Source organism: Dactylosporangium sp. McL0621 (assembly GCF_049995355.1).
In the GTDB taxonomy this organism is placed as follows: Bacteria; Actinomycetota; Actinomycetes; order Mycobacteriales; family Micromonosporaceae; genus Dactylosporangium.
Genome location: NZ_CP188259.1, coordinates 12,266,200 through 12,283,653, shown reverse-complemented (window position 1 = coordinate 12,283,653; position 17,454 = coordinate 12,266,200). Strand labels below are relative to the sequence as shown.

13 protein-coding genes, 1 tRNA gene and 1 pseudogene are annotated in these 17,454 nt (G+C 70.4%); 7 read left to right on the top strand and 8 right to left on the bottom strand.

What is annotated here, in order from left to right; genetic code table 11:
- The first annotated feature begins 45 nt into the window (after nt 1-45).
- A complete protein-coding gene (locus ACPPVO_RS58315) occupies nt 46-4,827 on the top strand; it encodes a family 43 glycosylhydrolase (protein WP_426508441.1) in 4,782 nt (1,593 codons plus the stop codon).
- Between the two features lie 60 nt (nt 4,828-4,887).
- On the opposite strand, the gene ACPPVO_RS58310 is transcribed toward ACPPVO_RS58315, so the two are convergent.
- Entirely contained in the window at nt 4,888-5,277 is a 390-nt protein-coding gene (locus ACPPVO_RS58310) for a VOC family protein (RefSeq protein ID WP_426508440.1), read from the bottom strand.
- A 381-nt stretch (nt 5,278-5,658) separates the two neighbouring features.
- Between ACPPVO_RS58310 and ACPPVO_RS58305 the strand changes: the two genes are divergently transcribed.
- The gene (locus ACPPVO_RS58305) at nt 5,659-7,392 is read left to right on the top strand and encodes a glycosyl hydrolase 53 family protein (protein WP_426508438.1); all 1,734 of its coding nucleotides are present in this window, start codon (nt 5,659-5,661) and stop codon (nt 7,390-7,392) included.
- Between the two features lie 26 nt (nt 7,393-7,418).
- Here ACPPVO_RS58305 and ACPPVO_RS58300 read toward each other — a convergent pair whose 3' ends face one another.
- A complete protein-coding gene (locus tag ACPPVO_RS58300; protein WP_426508436.1) occupies nt 7,419-9,089 on the bottom strand; it encodes a DUF885 domain-containing protein in 1,671 nt (556 codons plus the stop codon).
- Between the two features lie 80 nt (nt 9,090-9,169).
- Here ACPPVO_RS58300 and ACPPVO_RS58295 point away from each other — a divergent pair.
- Nucleotides 9,170-9,985, top strand: a pseudogene (locus ACPPVO_RS58295) (DMT family transporter); the annotation flags it as partial.
- A 72-nt stretch (nt 9,986-10,057) separates the two neighbouring features.
- Here the strand turns inward: ACPPVO_RS58295 and ACPPVO_RS58290 are convergent.
- Complete coding sequence (locus ACPPVO_RS58290) at nt 10,058-11,101, bottom strand: PHP domain-containing protein (RefSeq protein WP_426508434.1); 1,044 nt, start codon at nt 11,099-11,101, stop codon at nt 10,058-10,060.
- 91 nt (nt 11,102-11,192) lie between these two features.
- Between ACPPVO_RS58290 and ACPPVO_RS58285 the strand changes: the two genes are divergently transcribed.
- The 3 genes from ACPPVO_RS58285 to ACPPVO_RS58275 are packed head-to-tail and all read left to right on the top strand — an operon-like array spanning nt 11,193 to nt 12,689.
- A complete protein-coding gene (locus tag ACPPVO_RS58285) occupies nt 11,193-11,567 on the top strand; it encodes a hypothetical protein (RefSeq protein ID WP_426508433.1) in 375 nt (124 codons plus the stop codon).
- Between the two features lie 42 nt (nt 11,568-11,609).
- Nucleotides 11,610-12,200 (top strand): hypothetical protein, encoded by a 591-nt coding sequence (locus ACPPVO_RS58280; RefSeq protein WP_426508432.1) that lies wholly within the window; start codon nt 11,610-11,612, stop codon nt 12,198-12,200.
- A gap of 33 nt (nt 12,201-12,233) precedes the next feature.
- Nucleotides 12,234-12,689, top strand: a complete 456-nt coding sequence (locus ACPPVO_RS58275; protein ID WP_426508430.1) for a hypothetical protein — start codon at nt 12,234-12,236, stop codon at nt 12,687-12,689.
- An 89-nt stretch (nt 12,690-12,778) separates the two neighbouring features.
- On the opposite strand, the gene ACPPVO_RS58270 is transcribed toward ACPPVO_RS58275, so the two are convergent.
- Nucleotides 12,779-12,868: transfer RNA gene (locus ACPPVO_RS58270), tRNA-Ser, on the bottom strand.
- Between the two features lie 67 nt (nt 12,869-12,935).
- Between ACPPVO_RS58270 and deoD the strand changes: the two genes are divergently transcribed.
- A complete protein-coding gene (gene deoD / locus ACPPVO_RS58265) occupies nt 12,936-13,643 on the top strand; it encodes a purine-nucleoside phosphorylase (RefSeq protein ID WP_426508428.1) in 708 nt (235 codons plus the stop codon).
- Between the two features lie 443 nt (nt 13,644-14,086).
- Here the strand turns inward: deoD and ACPPVO_RS58260 are convergent, their stop codons facing one another.
- The 4 genes from ACPPVO_RS58260 to ACPPVO_RS58245 are packed head-to-tail and all read right to left on the bottom strand — an operon-like array spanning nt 14,087 to nt 17,410.
- On the bottom strand, nt 14,087-15,253 hold the full coding sequence (locus ACPPVO_RS58260; protein ID WP_426508426.1) for an ABC transporter permease: 1,167 nt from the start codon (nt 15,251-15,253) through the stop codon (nt 14,087-14,089).
- Nucleotides 15,250-15,900: an ABC transporter ATP-binding protein gene (locus ACPPVO_RS58255; protein ID WP_360375269.1), complete on the bottom strand. Its 651-nt coding sequence runs from the start codon at nt 15,898-15,900 to the stop codon at nt 15,250-15,252. Before ACPPVO_RS58255 ends, ACPPVO_RS58260 begins: the two co-directional genes overlap by 4 nt.
- Nucleotides 15,897-16,925 carry a peptidoglycan-binding protein gene (locus ACPPVO_RS58250; protein WP_426508425.1) on the bottom strand — a complete coding sequence of 343 codons (1,029 nt, stop codon included), beginning with the start codon at nt 16,923-16,925 and terminating at the stop codon, nt 15,897-15,899. The genes ACPPVO_RS58255 and ACPPVO_RS58250 overlap by 4 nt, the downstream gene beginning before the upstream one ends.
- The gene (locus ACPPVO_RS58245) at nt 16,922-17,410 is read right to left on the bottom strand and encodes a hypothetical protein (protein WP_426508423.1); all 489 of its coding nucleotides are present in this window, start codon (nt 17,408-17,410) and stop codon (nt 16,922-16,924) included. Before ACPPVO_RS58245 ends, ACPPVO_RS58250 begins: the two co-directional genes overlap by 4 nt.
- Nucleotides 17,411-17,454: the final 44 nt, after the last annotated feature.

Genomic DNA, 17,454 nt, shown 5'->3' with positions numbered 1-17,454 from the left:
CGGGCTCTGTTAGCGCTAACATTCGCATCCCTTGAGGAATCCGCCATGCGACGAGCGTTTCCTTTCCTGGTGTCCGTCGGCGTGCTGATCGGACTGGTCGGCGGACTCATGCCGGCCGGGCCGGCGGCGGCCGCCGACGTGGACGTCACCAGCGGCCTGCTGGTGCGGTACGACCTGACCCAGACCTCCGGTACCACCGTGACCGACGGCTCCGGCAACGGCAACAACGGCACGCTGGCCGGCGGCGGCACGTGGACCGGCGCGAACGGGCTCGCGCTCGACGGCGTCGACGACTCCGTGAAACTGCCGGACAACCTCATGGCCGGGCTGTCGGCCATCACCGTCTCGGTCGACGTCTACGTCGACCCGGTGCAGCAGACGCCGTACTTCATCTGGGGCCTCGGCAACTCCGCGACCTCGTCGTCCGGCACCGGCTACCTGTTCGCCAGCGGCGACGCGTTCCGCGCCGGCATCACCACGACCAACTGGGCCGGGGAGAAGGTGACCGGCAAGGGCGCGAACCTGGCTCGGGGCGTGTGGAAGTCGGTCACCTACACGCAGACCGGCACCACCGGCACCCTCTACGAGGACGGCGTGCAGGTCGCCCAGAACACCGCCGTCACCGTTCTGCCCAGCGCCGTGGGCAACGGCACGACGGTCAACAACAACCTCGGCAGGTCCAACTACGCCGGCGACCGGTACCTCAAGGGCAGGGCGCTGAACTTCCGGGTGTACAACCGGGCGCTCAGCGCCGCGGAGGTGTCCGCGATCGCGCTGCCGGACGGCCGGCGGGTCGCCGCCGACGCCGACGCCCTCGACCTCGGCGACCTGTCGAAGGTGACCGGCAACCTGACCCTGCCGAGCGCCGGCGCGTACGGCTCGACGATCGCCTGGGCCTCCAGCGACCCCGCCACGATCAGCCCGACCGGCGCGGTGGCCCGCCCGGCTGCGCCGGCCGGGCCGGCCCAGGTGACCCTGACCGCGACGCTCACCCGCGGCTCGAGCAGCCAGACCAAGGCGTTCACCGCCACCGTGCTGCCGCAGGAGTCGGACCAGAGCCGGACCGACGCGGCGGCGGCCGCGCTGTCGGTGGTGCACGCCGACGACGTACGGGGCAACCTCACCATGCCCGCCACCGGGCTCGACGGCGCCGCCGTGACCTGGCGCTCCGACCGGCCGGCGATCGTCGCGCCGGACGGCGCCGTGCACCGGCCGGCCCACGGCGACGGCGACGCGCGGGTGACGGTGACCGCCACCGTCACCCTTGGTACCGCCACCGCCGAACGGGCCATCGAGCTCACCGTGCGCGAACTGCCCGCGCCCGCCCCGTACGCCGGGTACGCCTTCAGCTACTTCACCGGCAACTCGATCGCCGGCGAGAAGATCTACTTCGCGGCCAGCCGCGGCAACAACGCCCTGCGCTGGACCGAGACCAACGGCGGACAGCCGAAGCTGGAGTCGTCGTACGGCACCCTGGGGCTGCGCGACCCGTTCCTCATCCGGTCCCCGGAGGGCGACCGGTTCTTCCTGATCGCCACCGACCTGTCCATCGCGCGCAACGGCGACTGGGACGTCGCCCAGCGCAAGGGCAGCCGGTACCTTGAGGTCTGGGAGTCCACCGACCTGGTCAACTGGTCCGCGCAGCGGCACGTGCTCGTCTCGCCGCCGATCGCCGGCAACACCTGGGCGCCCGAGGCCTACTGGGACGAGGCCCGCGGCGAGTACCTGGTGTTCTGGGCCTCGAAGCTGTATGCCGAGAACGACCCGAACCACACCGGCGACACGTACAACCGGATGCTGGCCGCGACCACCCGCGACTTCGTGACGTTCACCGAGCCGGCCATCTGGCAGGACCCGGGCGCGTCGCGGATCGACTCGACGGTCATCAAGGCCGGCGACACCTACCACCGCTTCACCAAGGACGAGGGCGGCGGCGGCACCGGCTGCTCCGACATCATCCAGGAGAAATCATCCTCGCTGACCGCGGTCGACCTGCCGGGCAAGCCGTCCTGGTCGATGGTGGACTCGTGCATCGGCCGCGACGCGGGCACCTCCGCCGTCGAGGGGCCGACGGTGTTCAAAGCGAACCCGGGCGACACCTCCGGCTCGGCGTACTACCTGTTCGTCGACGAGTACGGCGGCCGCGGCTACATCCCACTCGGAACCGACGACCTGGCCAACCCGAACTGGCGCGTCCCGGCGTCGTACAGCCTGCCGGCCAGCCCCCGCCACGGCACGGTCATCCCCGTCACCCAGCGGGAGCTCGACGCCCTCATCGACGCGCCGCCGCCGGTGCGCCGAACCGACCAGGGCCTGGTCGCGCACTACCCGCTCAACCAGACGACGGGTACCACGGTCACCGACGACTCCGGCAACGGCTACCACGGCACCCTCGTCGGCGACGCCGGCTGGAGCGACGGCGCTCTCGCTCTCGGCGGCGCAAACGGCCACGTCCGGCTGCCCGACAACCTGATGTCCGGGCTGAACGAGATCACCGTCTCGCTGGACGTGAACATCGCCGCCGACCAGGCAACGCCGTACTTCATCTGGGGTATGGGCAATACCGACGCCGGCGGTGCGGGCAACGGCTACCTGTTCACCACCGGTGACAACTACCGGACGTCGATCAGCCTGAAGAACTGGACCGGCGAGGAGACCGCCGGCAGCTCGAGCGCCGTGCCGCGCGGGGTGTGGAAGACCCTGACGTACACCCTGGACTCCGGCGGCACCGCCCGGATCTATCTCGACGGGGTCCGGGTCGCCGAGCAGACCGGGCTGGTCAACCGGCCCGGCGACATCGGCAACGGCCGGACCACGGCCAACTACATCGGCCGTTCCCTCTACGCGGCCGACAAGTACCTCAAGGGCCGGGTCCGTGACTTCTCCATCTACGGCCGGGCGCTCACCGACGCCGAGGTCGCCGGCCTCGGCTCGAACGCCACACGCGTCACCGGAGTGCAGCTGGGCAGCCTGAAGGTCCCGGCGGTGATCGACGCGGCGACGAGCACCATCACCCTGCCGGTCACGCCGGGCACCGACCTGCGCGGCCTCGACCCGGTGTACGTCGTCGCGCCCGCCTCGACGGTCGCGCCGGCCGGCCCGCGGGACTACTCGTCACCAGTCACGATCACCGTCACCAGCGCGGCCGGCGCGACCCGGCAGTGGACCGTACGGGCCGTGGAGATGCGCTCACCGGTGCTGCCCGGGTTCAACGCCGACCCGAACATTGTCCGGTTCGGCGACACCTACTACATCTACGCCACCACGGACGGCTTCCCCGGCTGGAGCGGCTCGTCGTTCAAGGTGTGGTCGAGCCCGAACCTGGTCGACTGGACCGAGCACGGCACGATCCTCGACCTCGGCCCGGACGTCGCGTGGGCGGACAGCAACGCGTGGGCGCCCGCCGCGATCGAGCAGGGCGGGAAGTTCTACCTGTACTTCTGTGCCGCGCAGAGCATCGGGGTGGCTGTGTCCGACTCGCCGCTCGGGCCGTTCGCCGACGCGCTGGGCCGCCCACTGGTGAACAAGGCCGACTACAACGGGGCGCAGCAGATCGACCCGGCCGTGTTCACCGACGACGACGGGCAGAGCTACCTGTACTGGGGCAATGGCAACGCCTACGTCGTGCCGCTCAACGCGGACATGATCTCCTACGACGTGACCAAGCGGGTGCAGCTGACCGGCCTCACCGGCTTCCGCGAGGGCCTGTTCATGCACAAGCGCAACGGCACCTACTACCTGTCCTGGTCCATCGACGACACCCGCAGCGAGAACTACCGGGTCGGGTACGGCATCGGCACCGGCCCGCTGGGGCCGTTCACCGGCAAGGGTGAAATCCTCGCCAAGGACGCAAGCCAGGGCATCCTCGGCACCGGGCACCACTCGGTGGTCCAGGTCCCCGGAACCGACGACTGGTACATCGCCTACCACCGCTTCGCGATCCCGGGTGGCGACGGCACGCACCGGGAGACCACGATCGACCGGCTGTACTACAACGCCGACGGCACGATCCGGCCGGTGGTCCCGACGCTGACCAGCGTGACCCCGCTGCACTACGAGGGCGGGCAGCCGGAGGCCACCGTTGCGCGGGCCGGCATCGAGGGCTGGTACGGCGCCGGCGCGGCCCTGACCCTCAGCGCCGGCCCGGCGGTGCGGCTGGTGGAGTACCAGATCGACGGCGGCGGCTGGTTCCCGTATCGCGACCCGGTCCCGCTGCCGGCCGGCACGCACCGCGTCGACTACCGCGCGCAGGGCGTCAATCTGCTGTGGAGCGACCCGTGGACGCTGACGGCCAAGGTCGACCCGGTCGCGCCGACCGTCGCCGCGACCCTGTCGGCGCCGGCGACGTACCGGACCGTGACCATCACCGGCGCCGACGCCGACTCCGGGGTGGCCCGGACGGAGTACCAGCTGGACGGCGGATCGTGGCAGAGCTACTCGCTGCCCGTGGTGGTCGACGCCGCGGCGCACGTGGTCCGCTTCCGGGCGACCGACCGCGCCGGCAACACGAGCGAGGAGGGTGTACTGCAGGCGCCGGCCCTGGCGCCGGCACCGGCCGCCTGGCTACCCCCGGAGGTGCTCGGGGCACCCAAGGTCGGCCACGTCCTCACCGCCACGGCGGGTGCGTGGAAGCAGTGCGACCTCACGTTCACCTACCAGTGGCTGCGCGACGGCGCGCCGATCGCCGGCGCGACCGGACAGCGGTACACCGTCCAGGCCGCCGACATCGGCCACCGCCTGTCCGTGGAGGTGACGGCGACCCGCACCAACACCATTCCCGGGGTCGCGCGGTCGCGGGAGACCGCCGTGGTACGCAAGTCTTCGTAGGCCCGGTGCGGCTGCGGGGCGGACGCGTGAAGCGCGTCCGCCCCGCTGGCTGATCGTCACTTATCGCCGCCCACTGCCGTACGGGCGAGTGAGGATCTCCAGGTTGTGCCCGTTCGGGTCGTCGAAGTACACCCCACGGCCGTCGTCGCGGTGGTTGATCTGCTTCGGCTGGTCGTGGTGCGGATCGGCGTAGAAGGCGACCCCCGCCTCCCGGATCCGGCCGAAAATGGCGTCGAACTCGTCCTCCGAGACCAGAAACGCGTAGTGCTGAGCGGTGACGGGCTCGCCGCCGGTGTCCATGAAGTCCAACGTGACGCCGTTGCTCACCTCGACCGGGATGAACGGGCCGAGGCGAGGGCGTACCGGCACCCCCAACATCGTGGCCAGGAACTCGGCGGATGCCTCCTTGTCGCGGGCCGCGACGATCGTGTGGTTGAGCTGTACGGACATCGCAATGCCTCCCAACGCAGGCGCTACTCGACATGCTGGCTACCCCGCAAATCCCCGGAATATGCCTGATTTGTCATCTCGGGCCGCCGGGCCGTCCCGTCGCCGCGGCACTCACTGCCACCGCTCGCGATAGTCGGCGCAAGCGCTCACGAACTCGCAATAGCCAACGCGCGCTATCAATAGTTGGAAACAGTCAACATGAACGCCCATAAGCTCCCAGTACGCTGCTGGTGATTATCCTCGACGGCCATAAATGCACGGTTCTGCCTCTGGTGGAGGGCCCGATTCATCGTGCATGATGGCCCGAGTTCCGCCGCGTTCCCACTAGTTCCCGCGCATTCCCCCATGTTCCCGAGTTTCCCCGAACGCAAGGGGCCAACAATGAGTGGTCAGCCAAGACGCTGGATCGTAGCCGCCTGCGCCACGGTCGCCGCCGCCGCCGTCGGCGCGACGGCCACCACCCCGGCCTCGGCGCAGTCGGCCTCCGCAAGCGACACGGTGCAGATTCAGCCGGTTGAGAGCAACATCGCTGGAAAGCCGTGGGTGACGTACACGGCCAGTACGGGGCGGAAGACTGCGTCCCTCGCCGCTGACTCGGACGAGACAACGGCATGGAAGGCCACCGGGCAAAGCAACCAGTGGCTCCGTCTCGATCTGGGCGGCGCTTACGACAACCTGCGCAAGGTCCGCGTGGTGTTCCCGAGCCCGAAGGCAACGTACCGGTACGTCGTGGAGGCTTCGGCCAACGGCGGTGCGTGGACGACGATCGCGGACCACTCGCACAACACGACGGCGGGCCCCGGTGAAGACCAGTTCACCCGCCCCGGGATTCGCTTCTTGAGAGTGAAAATTACAGGTGCGTCCGCGGGCGCGGAGATCGGCGTCTCCGAGTTCAAGGTCTACAACTATCTTCGTCCGGACCTCGTCGCCGGCGCGGACATCTCCTACGCCGACCAGGACGACAACCAGGACCATCTGACCTACTACGTCGACGACCCGGCCACCGCGACGGATGTGCTCACGTCCGCGCGCAACGCCGGCATGCGCTACGTGCGCCTGCGCGTGTTCAACACTCCGCGCGACGAGAAGACGGGCAACTACCTCAACCCGGCCTACCAGGGGCCCGATCGCACGCTGGACGTTGCCAAGCAGGTGAAGAACCTGGGCCTGGGCCTGGGTATCGACCTGCACTACTCGGACTCCTGGGCCGACCCGAGCAAGCAAGCCAAGCCGGCGGAATGGGCGTCGCTGCCGTTCGACCAGCTCGTGACGGCGGTCCACGACTACACGCGCGACTACATCGAGCGGCTCGTGGCGCAAGGCACCGTTCCTGACAAGGTCGCCGTCGGCAACGAGCTGATCAAGGGATTCCTATGGGGATCAGAGCGCGCCGAGCCATGGTTCACCGACCCGGCCGACTGGTGCTACGACTGCTACTTCAACCACGACCCCACGTTCGTCTCCAAGCCTGGCGGCGGCATCGACTGGGATGACTGGAAGTCCACCGACCCCGCGAAACGAGCCGCCTACGAGGCCTCGTGGGACAGGTTCACCACCCTGCAGGCGGCCGGCATCCGGGCCGTCCACGAGGTCGCCGCCGCCAACCACGTGCACATCGGCATCGAGACCCACGTCATCATCGACAACGGCCAGTTCGAGAGGACCCAGGAGTTCTGGAACCAGTTCCTGCGCCGCCTCAAGGCCAAGGGCCAGAACATCGACGTCATGGGCTTCTCGTACTACTCGGAGTGGCACGGTACACCGGACGTCTTCGAGTCGGAACTCCAGACACTTGCCGCGCAACACCCCGGCTACAAGATTGATATCGCGGAGACCGCGCACCCGTCCGCTTTCACGGACCCCATCCCCAACTCGCCGTACCCCGTTTCCGTGCAGGGCCAGGCGGACGCACTGCTTCGGGTCTTCCAGATGGTGAACGACTTGCCCGACAATCGCGGCCTTGGCGCACTTGTCTGGGAGCCGGCGCATTTCCAGTCGATGGTCAATTGGGGAACATCGGCCTGGCCCTTGATTCAGTGGAACGCGTCGATCAAGGTCTACGGCGTCATTCCCCCTGCTCCGACATCGGTCAACGCACCACCGCCGAGCCTGTAGGACGCGACGCTGCTCGGGTACAGCCCCTAGATCCGGGCCAGGGCCGCGCTGAGCGGGTCCAGGCCGAGCGAGCCCAGGTTGAGCGCGTCGCGGTGGAACGCCCGCAGGTCGAAGTCCGAGCCCTTGCGGGCCTGGGCGTCGGCCCGGGCGGTCAGCCAGGCGCGCTCGCCGAGCTTGTAGGAGGGGGCCTGCCCGGGCCAGCCGAGGTACCGGTTGAGCTCGAACCGCAGGCTCTTCTCCTCCACGCGGCAGTGCGCGCGCAGGAACTCCCAGCCGAGCTCCGGCGTCCAGCGCTCGCCCGGCGCGAAGCCGAACGGGTTGTCGCGCGGGATCGGCAGCTCGAGGTGCATGCCGATGTCGACGATCACGCGGGTCGCGCGGAACGCCTGGCCGTCGAGCATGCCGAGCTTGTCGCCGGGGTCGGCGAGGTACCCGAGCTCGTCCATGAGCCGCTCGGCGTAGAGCGCCCAGCCCTCGCCGTGGCCGGACGACCACGCGAGCACCCGGCGCCAGCGGTTGAGCAGCTCGGCGCGCACGTACGTCTGGGCGATCTGCAGGTGATGGCCTGGTACGCCCTCGTGGTAGACCGTCGTGACCTCGCGCCAGGTCGAGAAGCTGTCCACGCCCTGCGGCACGGCCCACCACATGCGGCCCGGGCGCGTGAAGTCCTCGCTCGGGCCGGTGTAGTAGATGCCGCCGTCCGAGGTCGGGGCGAGCATGCACTCGATCGCGCGGACCTGCTCCGGGATGTCGAAGTGGTGGCCGTTGAGCTGCTCCACGGTGGCGTCGGCGAGCTGCTGCATCCAGTCGCGGAACGCCTCCTTGCCCCGGATCACCCGGATCGGGTCGGAGTCGAGGGCCGCGACCGCCTCGTCGACCGAGCCGCCCGGCACGATCTTGTCGGCGACGGTGCGCATCTCCGACTCGAGGCGTGCGAGCTCGTCGAAGCCCCAGGCGTACGCCTCGTCGAGGTCGACCGTCGCGCCGAGGAAGTAGCGGGAGGCGAGCTGGTACCGCTCCCGCCCAGCGGCCTCCTTGGGCCGGCCGAGCGGGGCGAGCTCGCGGCGCAGGAACTCGCCCGTCTCCACGGTGGCGGCCCGCGCGGCCTCGGCCCGGGCCGCGAGCTCGCCGGCCAGGGCCGGGTTCTCGGCGCCGATGCGGGCGGCCAGGTCGGGGTAGAAGTTGTCGCCCTCGAGGTCGGCCCAGACCTCGCACTGCTTGGCGACCTCGACGATCTGCTTGGCCGGGGCGATGTTGCCGCGCTGGGCCTCGTGCATGAGGGTCTGACGCCACTGGGCCAGCGCCTTCGGTACCCCACCCAGCCGGGCGAGAATGTTGGCGACGGCCTCCTCACCGCTGGTCGGCATGAGGTCGAACGAGCTCCGCACCCCGTGCAGCGGGCTGGAGATCACGTTGACGTCGCTGGTCAGGTCGCCGGCCTCGTAGCGCTCCAGGGCCAGCCCGAGGCGCTCCTGCATGGCCTCCTTCGCGACCCGCTCGGTCTCGCTCGCCGGCGTCTCGGCCCCGAGCGCGATGAGGGCGGCGCGGTCGAGGTCGGCGAGCGCGGCGAAGCCGTCCGGGGAGAGGTCGGTCAACTCGTGGTCGTGGCCGGCCACGCCGACGAAGGTCGCCCCGATCGGGTCCAGGGGCGCCCACTGCTCGACATATCGGTTGGCGATGTCATCGATAGAACCCACGGGCCGACCCTACAGGCCAATTCGCAACCCGTGGCTGGGGCCGGGCGACAGTCTTTCGGCTTTAGGGCAGAGTAAGGGCCATGACGAGTCCCGCCCCTGACAGCAAGCGCTGGCTGCCCGCCTTTGCCGCCGTCGCCCTGATCTGGGGCACGAGCTTCATGTTCATCAAGGACGCGCTCACGGGACTCCCGCCGGTCTACATCGCGCTCTACCGCATCGCCCTGGGCGCGCTGGCCCTGCTGCTGTTCCTGGCGGTCCGCCGGCTGCCGCTGCCCCGCGGGGCCCGGCTGTGGGGCCATTTGTTCCTCTTTTCGCTGTTCGCGGCGACGGTACCGTTCACACTCTTCGGCTACGCCGAGCAGCGCGTGCCATCGGTGCTCGCGGGCATCTGGAACGGCACCGCGCCCCTCACCACCCTGCTGGTGACCCTGGTCGCGGTCCGGTCCCAGCGCCCGAGCCGGCGCCAGATCGGCGGCCTCCTGACTGGCTTTCTAGGTGTACTCGTAGTGCTCGGCGTATGGGAAGGAGTCGGCGGCAGCTCACTGTCCGGCCAGCTCATGCTGCTGGCGGCGGTCGTCTGCTACGGGATCGCGTTCAACTACACGCGCTGGCTGATGCAGCACTTCGACATCTCGCCGTTCCAGCTCTCGACCGGGCAGCTCATCATGTCGACGCTGCACCTGGTCATCGCGGCCCCGCTCATCGCCGGGCTCCCGCCCTCGCCGCTCTCGCTGACGCCGCGGGTGTGGCTGGGCGTGTTCGCGCTGGGCGTGTTCGGCACCGGCATCGCCTTCGGCCTCAACTACTACGTCGTGCAGACGGCGGGCGTGACGACGGGTTCGATGGTGACGTACTTCCCGCCGTTCGTGGCCGCCATCGCCGGAACGGTGTTCCTGGGCGAGCACCTGACCTGGCACCAGCCGGTGGGCGGTCTGATCGTGCTGTGCGGCGTCGGGATCTCCCAGGGCCTACTTGTGCGACGCCGTCCACGCAAGCAGCTCATCGACGGGCAGCGTGTTGAGGATCCGGTCCGCGGGCACGCCGCAGGCGACGGCGCGGGCGCACCCGTTGGCGAGCCAGTCGAGCTGCCCGGGGGCGTGCGCGTCGGTGTCGATGGTGAACCGGCAGCCGGCCTCCAGCGCTAGCCGGAGCAGCCGCTTGGGCGGGTCGAGCCGCTCGGGCCGCGAGTTGATCTCGATCGCCTTGTCGTGCTCGACCGCCGCCGCGAACACCTTCTCGGCGTCGAACCGGCTCTCGGCCCGCGTACCCCGCCCGCCGGTGATGAGCCGCCCGGTGCAGTGCCCGAGGATGTCCATGCGCGGATTCGCGAGCGCGTTGACCATCCGCCGCGTCATGACCTCGGGCTCGTCCTTGAGGCTGCTGTGCACGGATGCGACCACGACGTCGAGCCGGTCGAGCAGCTCGTCGGTCTGGTCGAGCGAGCCGTCCGCCAGGATGTCGACCTCGATCCCGGTGAGCAGCCGGAACGACATACCGAGATTGCCGAACCCGGCGTTGACGTCGGCGACCACGTCCAGCTGCTCGGCGAGCCGCTCGGCCGACAGCCCCCGTGCCACGGTGAGCCGGGGCGAGTGGTCGGTGAGCACGAGGTACTCGTGCCCGAGCTGCGCCGCGGCCATGGCCATCTCGTCGATCGGCGACCCGCCGTCGCTCCAGTCGGAGTGCGCATGGCAGTCCCCGCGCAGCGCCCGCAGCAGCCCCGCCGTCTCGTCGTCGAGGTCCTGCCCGGCCGTAGCCTCCAGCCGGCGCAGGTAGACCGGCTCCTCCCCGTTGAGCGACTCGACGACACACCGGGCCGTGACATCGCCGATGCCCGCGATCTCGGTGAGCGTGCCCGCCGCCGCCCGAGCGGCGAGCTCCCCTTCGGGCAGCTTGAGCAGCTTGGTCGCGGCGCCACGAAACGCGCGCACGCGATAGGTCTTCTCATGGGCGCGCTCGAGCAGAAACGCGATGCGCCGCAGATCGGCAATCGGATCACGCGCTGACGGCATAGGCCCCACGCTACTTGGAGTGGGCCTGGCCCCACCCACACCGGGGCCCAGACGGATACTGCGCGACCGCCGTTCTTCCTAGCTTTTAGGCATGACTTCGACGCCGCTCCGCCTGCTGCAGCTGTTCACCGCCCTCTCCGCCGCCCTCCTGGCCGCGACCGCAATCCTGTCCGCGACGGACCCGGCCGCCGTGAACGGCGTGGTCTGGATCCGGGCGGCGGGCATCCTGCTCCTGTCCCTGCTGGCCCTGCGCTGGGCATCCCAGCTGCGCACCGGCCACCGAGGCGCGTACCGGCGGCTCCTGTGGGTGTCGATCGCGGGCTCCCTGGGGATCGCCGCGCTGGCCCTGCTGCCGGACAGCCCGTTCCCGCTGTGGTTCCGCATCGAGCAGTCGATCCAGGGCCTGGTACTGCTGACCTTGGCCGCAACCCTGCTACGCCCAAGCGTCCGAGCCGCCGTCCGCTGAGTTCCAACGACACTTCACTTAACTGGGATATATATTCCATTAATGCGCAGTGAAGCCCCGAGCCTGCTGCCCCTCTTCCGCTCGCAGCACCAGGCCGAGCTGCTGACCTGGCTCTACTTGCACCCACGGGAGGAATACCAGGCCACCGAGCTGGCCGGTCGCCTGGGCGTTCCGCTCTCCACCTTCCACCGCGAGGCGCAGCGGCTGGTGACCGCCGGCTTGATCCATGACCGCCGGGTCGGCCGGACGCGACTGCTGAGGGCGGCGACCGACCATCCCGTCGCAAAGGCCCTGAGCCAGCTGCTGTTGCTGACGTTCGGTCCGCAGACCGTAGTCGGCGAGGCGTTCGCGGACGTGCACGGCGTACGACGCGTCTACATCTACGGCTCCTGGGCGGCACGGCACGAGGGTGAGCCGGGTGCACTGCCCAACGACGTGGACGTACTGGTGATCGGCACCTCCGCGCGAGCCGCGGTGTACGAGGCGGCAGACGCGGCCCAGGATCGTCTAGGCCTGCCGGTCAACCCAACGGTGCGATCGCCGCAGCAGTGGCAGGATGCTTCAGACGCCCTGATCCAGCAGATCAGGGCGTCACCGCTGGTAACAGTCATCGACCGTGACGCCGCCAACTAGCCCACGGGGGCGTCGCCGAGCGGAAGGACCACAATGCCTCAGTGGGCGCAGGGAGCCGACAAGATCCGAGAGCTACTACAGCTCGGCGACCTGCAGAAAATCCAAGGTGCAGACGCAAACGGCGAGCCGCTGCTCGACAAGGCCCACCGGACCCTGCTTTCGGCTGTCGTCCTGGCCGACAAGGATCCGGACAGCAGTTACACGTTGGCCTACGATGCGGCCCGGTTCGCATGTACCGCACTGCTAGCGCAGCAGGGCCTGCGGCCGACCAGCAAGGGCGGCCACTATGCAATCGAACAGGCGGTACGCGCCCAGTTCCAGGACCACTTCCGTCGCTTCGGCGCGCTACGACGAAGGCGCAACGAGCTTGAGTACCCGTCGGCGCAAGAGATCGGCACCACCCCGACCGAGGCTGCCGAGGCGCACGACGAGTCCCGATCGATCATCGAGGCGGCCGGGAAGCTCCTGCCTCATCTGAGCTTCTTCTGAGCCAGCATCCAGCGTGGGCTCGGGGGACTGGAAAGCCGAACGCCCGGTCGCCTCCTGCTAGAGGTGCCGGGCGTTTTGGCTGGTCCTGCTGGCGGTGGCGCGGGGATTCGAACCCCGGGAGGGCTTGCACCCTCACACGCTTTCGAGGCGTGCTCCTTAGGCCACTCGGACACGCCACCGTCGAAGAGGTTACCTGACTCCACCCGGGCGTCCGCGCGGGGGCTCATCGTTTGGCAGGATCAACCTATGAGCACGCACATCGGCGCTGAGCCGGGTCAGATTGCTGAGCGGGTCCTTATGCCGGGAGACCCCCTCCGGGCGAAGTGGATCGCCGAGACGTACCTCAAGGATGCCCGTTGCTACTCCACCGTCCGCAACATGCTCGGGTACACCGGGACGTTCGAGGGCGTCGCGGTCTCCGTGCAGGGGTCGGGCATGGGCATGCCGTCCGCGAGCATCTACGCGCACGAGCTGATCAACGACTACGGGGTCAAGGCGCTCATCCGCGTCGGCAGTTGCGGGGCCATCCGCGAGGAGCTCAAGCTGCGGGATGTCGTTGCCGCCATCGGGTCCAGTACCGACTCCAATATGAACCGTGCGCGGTTCGACGGGCTCATCGACTACGCGCCCGTGGCCGACTTCGGGCTGCTGCGCACGGCCGTTGACGTTGCGGCCGAGCAAGGGGTTCAGATGCGGGTCGGGCCGATCCTCGCCGCGGACGCGTTCTACACCGACCGACCCGACCTCTACGACCGTCTCGCCGACTACGGGGTGCTCGCCGTGGAGATGGAGTCGGCGGCGCTGTACACCATCGCCGCTCGGTTCAATGCTCGCGCGCTCACGCTGCTCACGGTGTCGGACCACATCAAGACGGGCGAGCGTACGACGGCGCAGGAGCGGGAGCAGACGTTCTCGCAGATGGTTGAGATCGCGCTCAAGACGATCATCAAGTAGGACCGGAAATAAGGTATAAATCCGATATGTCGCGGCGCGCCAGCGCCCGACATATCGGGCCCGAGGTTGCCGGAATGTCGGGCATGAGACGCGCGACGCGGCGACGGGTCCGCATGTGCGGGCCCAGCGCACGGCGCGACCAGGGCTCGGGCACAGAGGCGCGCGGCGTGAGGGGCCGAAGTGCGACCCCGCGCGGCCCGTCGGGGCCGGGGCGCAGCGGTGCGTGGCGCGCGACGGAGCCCAGGTGCAGCCGCGCGCGACGGGGCTCGGGCGCAGCCGCGCGCGACGGGGCTCGGGTGCAGCCGCGCGCGACGGGGCTCGGGCGCAGCCGCGCGCGACGGGGCTCGGGTGCAGCCGCGCGCGACGGGGCTCGGGCGCAGCCGCGCGCGACGGGGCTCGGGCGCAGCCGCGCGCGACGCGGCAGCGCCCGAGATGCCGGACCTCTACGCCGCCAAGGCCGTCGTCGGAGACAAGCGAGCCGCCCGCATCGCCGGATAGAGGCCCGCCACCACGCCGATCAGCAGTGTCGCCCCGAACGCGCCGAGCAGTGACCACCACGGCAGTACAACCGGCCATGAGCGCCAAGCGGCATACGACGACGTCACGAGCAGCCCCAGCAGCACCCCGACCGCGCCGCCCAAGCCGGCCAGCAGCAGCGACTCCGCGAGGAACTGCAGCCGCACGTGCGAACGCGTCGCCCCCAAGGCGCGTCGCAAGCCGATCTCCGGGCGGCGCTCCAGTACCGAGATGACCATCGTGTTCGCCACGCCCACGCCGCCGACCAGCAGGGCCACCGCTCCCAGGCCCAGGAGCAGGCCCGTGTACGCCTGGTCGGTCGCGGCCTTCGCGGCGAGTGCGTCGGAGGGGCGGGACACCTGCACCTCGTTCGGCGCCTCCGGGTTTGCGGTCGCGGCCAGCACCGCGGCCACCGCGGTCACGGCGTCGTCGCGCGTGCGGCTGTAGATCGTCGTTGCGTACCCGTCGAAGTCGAGCACCGACGTTGCGACCGGCCAGCCGATGAGGGCCGCGGAGTCCAGTTCGGGCGCCAGCGGTACCGGATCCAGGATTCCCACCACCGTGAACCAATGGTCGCCGAGCCACACGTTCAGGCCCAGGCCGTCGCCGGTCAGTCCCAGGATCGTGGCCGCCCGCGCGCCCAGCACGACCGTCGGGTACGTCGGCGCCGTCAGCCAGGTGCCGGCGTGGACGGTCGCGCCGACCGTGCCCGGCAGCGTCGGGCGGGCCGCCAGCACCGCGATGCCGCCGGACTCCGCGGACGGGATGCGGTCGGTGCGGTACACGTGCGCCGCGGGCAGCCGCCCGGTCGCCGACACGGTGGTGACCGGGCCGATGCGGGCGACCATGGCCTCGGCGTCCTCCGGCAGGTGGGAGGCGTCGCCGAAGAAGGACTTGCCGGGGCCGGCGGTGAGCAGGTTGGTGCCGAGCGCGGCCAGGCGGCGGTCGACCTCGGCTCGGCTGGAGGAGGAGATGCCCACGACCGCGACCATCGCGGCGATGCCGATGGCGATGCCGAGCGCGGAGAGCACGACGCGCAGCGGCCGGGTCCGCAGTCCGATGCCGCCGAGGCGCAGGATGTCCGCGGTTTTCATGACAGCCGCCCGTCCAGCAGCGAGATCCGCCGCGGCAGCGACGCGGCGATGTCGCGGTCGTGCGTGATGACGACGACCGTCGTTCCGGCCTCCCGGAGCGAGCGCAGCAGCGCCATGACTCCGGCCCCGGCGGCGCTGTCGAGGTTGCCCGTCGGCTCGTCGGCCAGCAGCAGCGGCGGGTCGCCGAGCACGGCCCGGGCGATCGCCACCCGCTGCCGCTCGCCGCCCGAGAGCTGGTGGGGTCGGTGCGCGAGCCGGTGCCCGAGGCCGACGCGCTCCAGCGCCGCCGCGGCCCGGCGCCGGCGTTCGGTGCGGCCCACGCCCGCGTACAGCAGGCCGTCCGCCACATTGTCCAGGGCCGGCACCCCGGGCGCGAGGTGGAACTGCTGGAAGACGAACCCGATGGTCGTCGCGCGCAGCCGGGACAGGCCGGTGTCGGAGAGCGCGGAGACGTCCCGGCCGTCGATGCGCACGGTACCGCTCGTCGGCACGTCCAGCGCCCCGATCAGGTGCAGGAGGGTCGACTTGCCCGAGCCCGACGGGCCGACGATCGCGACCAGCGCGCCCGCCTCGACCGTGAGCGAGACGTCGTCGAGGGCGACCACGCCGCCCGGGTACACCTTCCGGACCTTCTCCAGGGCGATCATCCCGCGACCCCGACCGTCAGGCCCGGGGCGAGGTCCGGGCCGGAGACCTCGACGCGCCCGGAGGCGAAGAGGCCGGTCTTGACGGCAATGGTTCTGGTTGTACCGCCGGAGACGAGCTGCAGCCCGTAGCCGCCCTCGGCCAGTGCCACCAGCGCGTTGACCGGCACGATCAGCACGTCCTGGCGCTGCTGCGACACCAGCGTCACCCGCACCGGCGCGGCGTCATAGGTGCCGAGCCGGGTCTGGTCGGCGACGGTCACGGTGACGTCGACGGTCACCTTGGTCTGGTTGTTCTGCACCGATGCCGTGGCCACCGCTCCGATCGCGGAGATCTTCCCCGGTACCTCGCGGTCGTCCGGCAGCTTCACGGTGGCGTCGGCCCCGACGGCGGCGAGGCGCTGCTCGGTGACGTCGAGCTGGACGGTGACCAGGCGGGTCGAGCCGGTCCACTGCAGGATCGGGCCGGCCGCGTTGTCGCCCGCGTGCGCCTTGACCTCGCCCACGCGCACGGCGTCCGGCGCGACGACGATCCGGCCCAGCTCGACGGTGCCGGTCTCGGGCAGCCCGAGGTCCTCCTGCCAGTCGCGCACGGCGTCGGCGGTGGCGCCGGTGTACGAGTCGTCGGCGGTGAAGCCCTTGTACCCCAGCGCCGCGAGGTTGGCCTCGAAGGCGCGCACGTCCTCGCCCTCGGCGCCCGGCTGCAGCGCGCGGTAGAAGGGCGCGGTGGCGTAGAACAGCACGATGGGGCGGCCGTCGGCGCGGTACATGGCCTCGCCGCGGTGGATCGTCGAACCCTCGGCCGGCAGTGCGGTGACGATGCCGGGCAGGCGGCCGTTGACCGTGACCGGGTCGCCGAAGCCGAGCGTGCCGTCCACGGTTTCGGTCGCCGTCAGCGTGCCCCTGGTGATGGTCGTGGTGTGCGGCGCGGGTGGAGCGGCGACCGATCCCGAGTCCGGACGAAATTCGACATATCCGATAAAGACGATCCCGGCCAGCGCCGGAAGGAGCCAGAGCAAGCGTTTCACCGCTGCACCAGCGCCTTGCACGCGTCGGCCGCGGCCTTGAACGTGGGCGAGTTGAAGTCGATCCCGCTGTTGAGAATCGCCGACACGCCCGTGTTCGGGTCCGGGTCCGGCATGTCGACCCCGTGCTCGCGCATGCACTTGGCGAAGGCCCGCGCCTGCTCGAGCTGGTCCGGGGAGAGGTTCTCGAGGGTGCCGCCGTTGGGGAGGTACTGCTGGCAGGCCGACGCCGCCGCGACCGCCCGGTTGCGATCCTGCGCGGCGTTGGGGTCGAACTGGATGTTCCCGTCGGGCCCCGGGTCCGGCACGTCGACCCCGTGCTCGCGCATGCACTGCGCGAACCGGCGGTTGGCCTCGGCCTTGTCCACCGGGGCGGAGGCCGAGGGCGTGGCGGTGCCGTTGCCGGCCGAGGCCACGGACGGGCCCTTGGACGGCGACGAGCACCCGAACAGCAGCAGGCAACTGAGGACGACCAGCAGCTTCTTCATGCGGCCCAGTCAAGGCGCGCGCCGCTAAGCCGGGCATCAGCACC

Bases quoted from the DNA above. Each gene is read 5' to 3' on its own strand.
- ACPPVO_RS58245 (WP_426508423.1), bottom strand. From the start codon at position 17,410: ATGAAGAAGCTGCTGGTCGTCCTCAGTTGCCTGCTGCTGTTCGGGTGC.
- ACPPVO_RS58315 (WP_426508441.1), top strand. From the start codon at position 46: ATGCGACGAGCGTTTCCTTTCCTGGTGTCCGTCGGCGTGCTGATCGGA.
- ACPPVO_RS58285 (WP_426508433.1), top strand. From the start codon at position 11,193: ATGACTTCGACGCCGCTCCGCCTGCTGCAGCTGTTCACCGCCCTCTCC.
- ACPPVO_RS58255 (WP_360375269.1), bottom strand. From the start codon at position 15,900: ATGATCGCCCTGGAGAAGGTCCGGAAGGTGTACCCGGGCGGCGTGGTC.
- ACPPVO_RS58275 (WP_426508430.1), top strand. From the start codon at position 12,234: ATGCCTCAGTGGGCGCAGGGAGCCGACAAGATCCGAGAGCTACTACAG.
- ACPPVO_RS58290 (WP_426508434.1), bottom strand. From the start codon at position 11,101: ATGCCGTCAGCGCGTGATCCGATTGCCGATCTGCGGCGCATCGCGTTT.
- ACPPVO_RS58280 (WP_426508432.1), top strand. From the start codon at position 11,610: ATGCGCAGTGAAGCCCCGAGCCTGCTGCCCCTCTTCCGCTCGCAGCAC.
- deoD (WP_426508428.1), top strand. From the start codon at position 12,936: ATGAGCACGCACATCGGCGCTGAGCCGGGTCAGATTGCTGAGCGGGTC.
- ACPPVO_RS58260 (WP_426508426.1), bottom strand. From the start codon at position 15,253: ATGAAAACCGCGGACATCCTGCGCCTCGGCGGCATCGGACTGCGGACC.
- ACPPVO_RS58310 (WP_426508440.1), bottom strand. From the start codon at position 5,277: ATGTCCGTACAGCTCAACCACACGATCGTCGCGGCCCGCGACAAGGAG.
- ACPPVO_RS58305 (WP_426508438.1), top strand. From the start codon at position 5,659: ATGAGTGGTCAGCCAAGACGCTGGATCGTAGCCGCCTGCGCCACGGTC.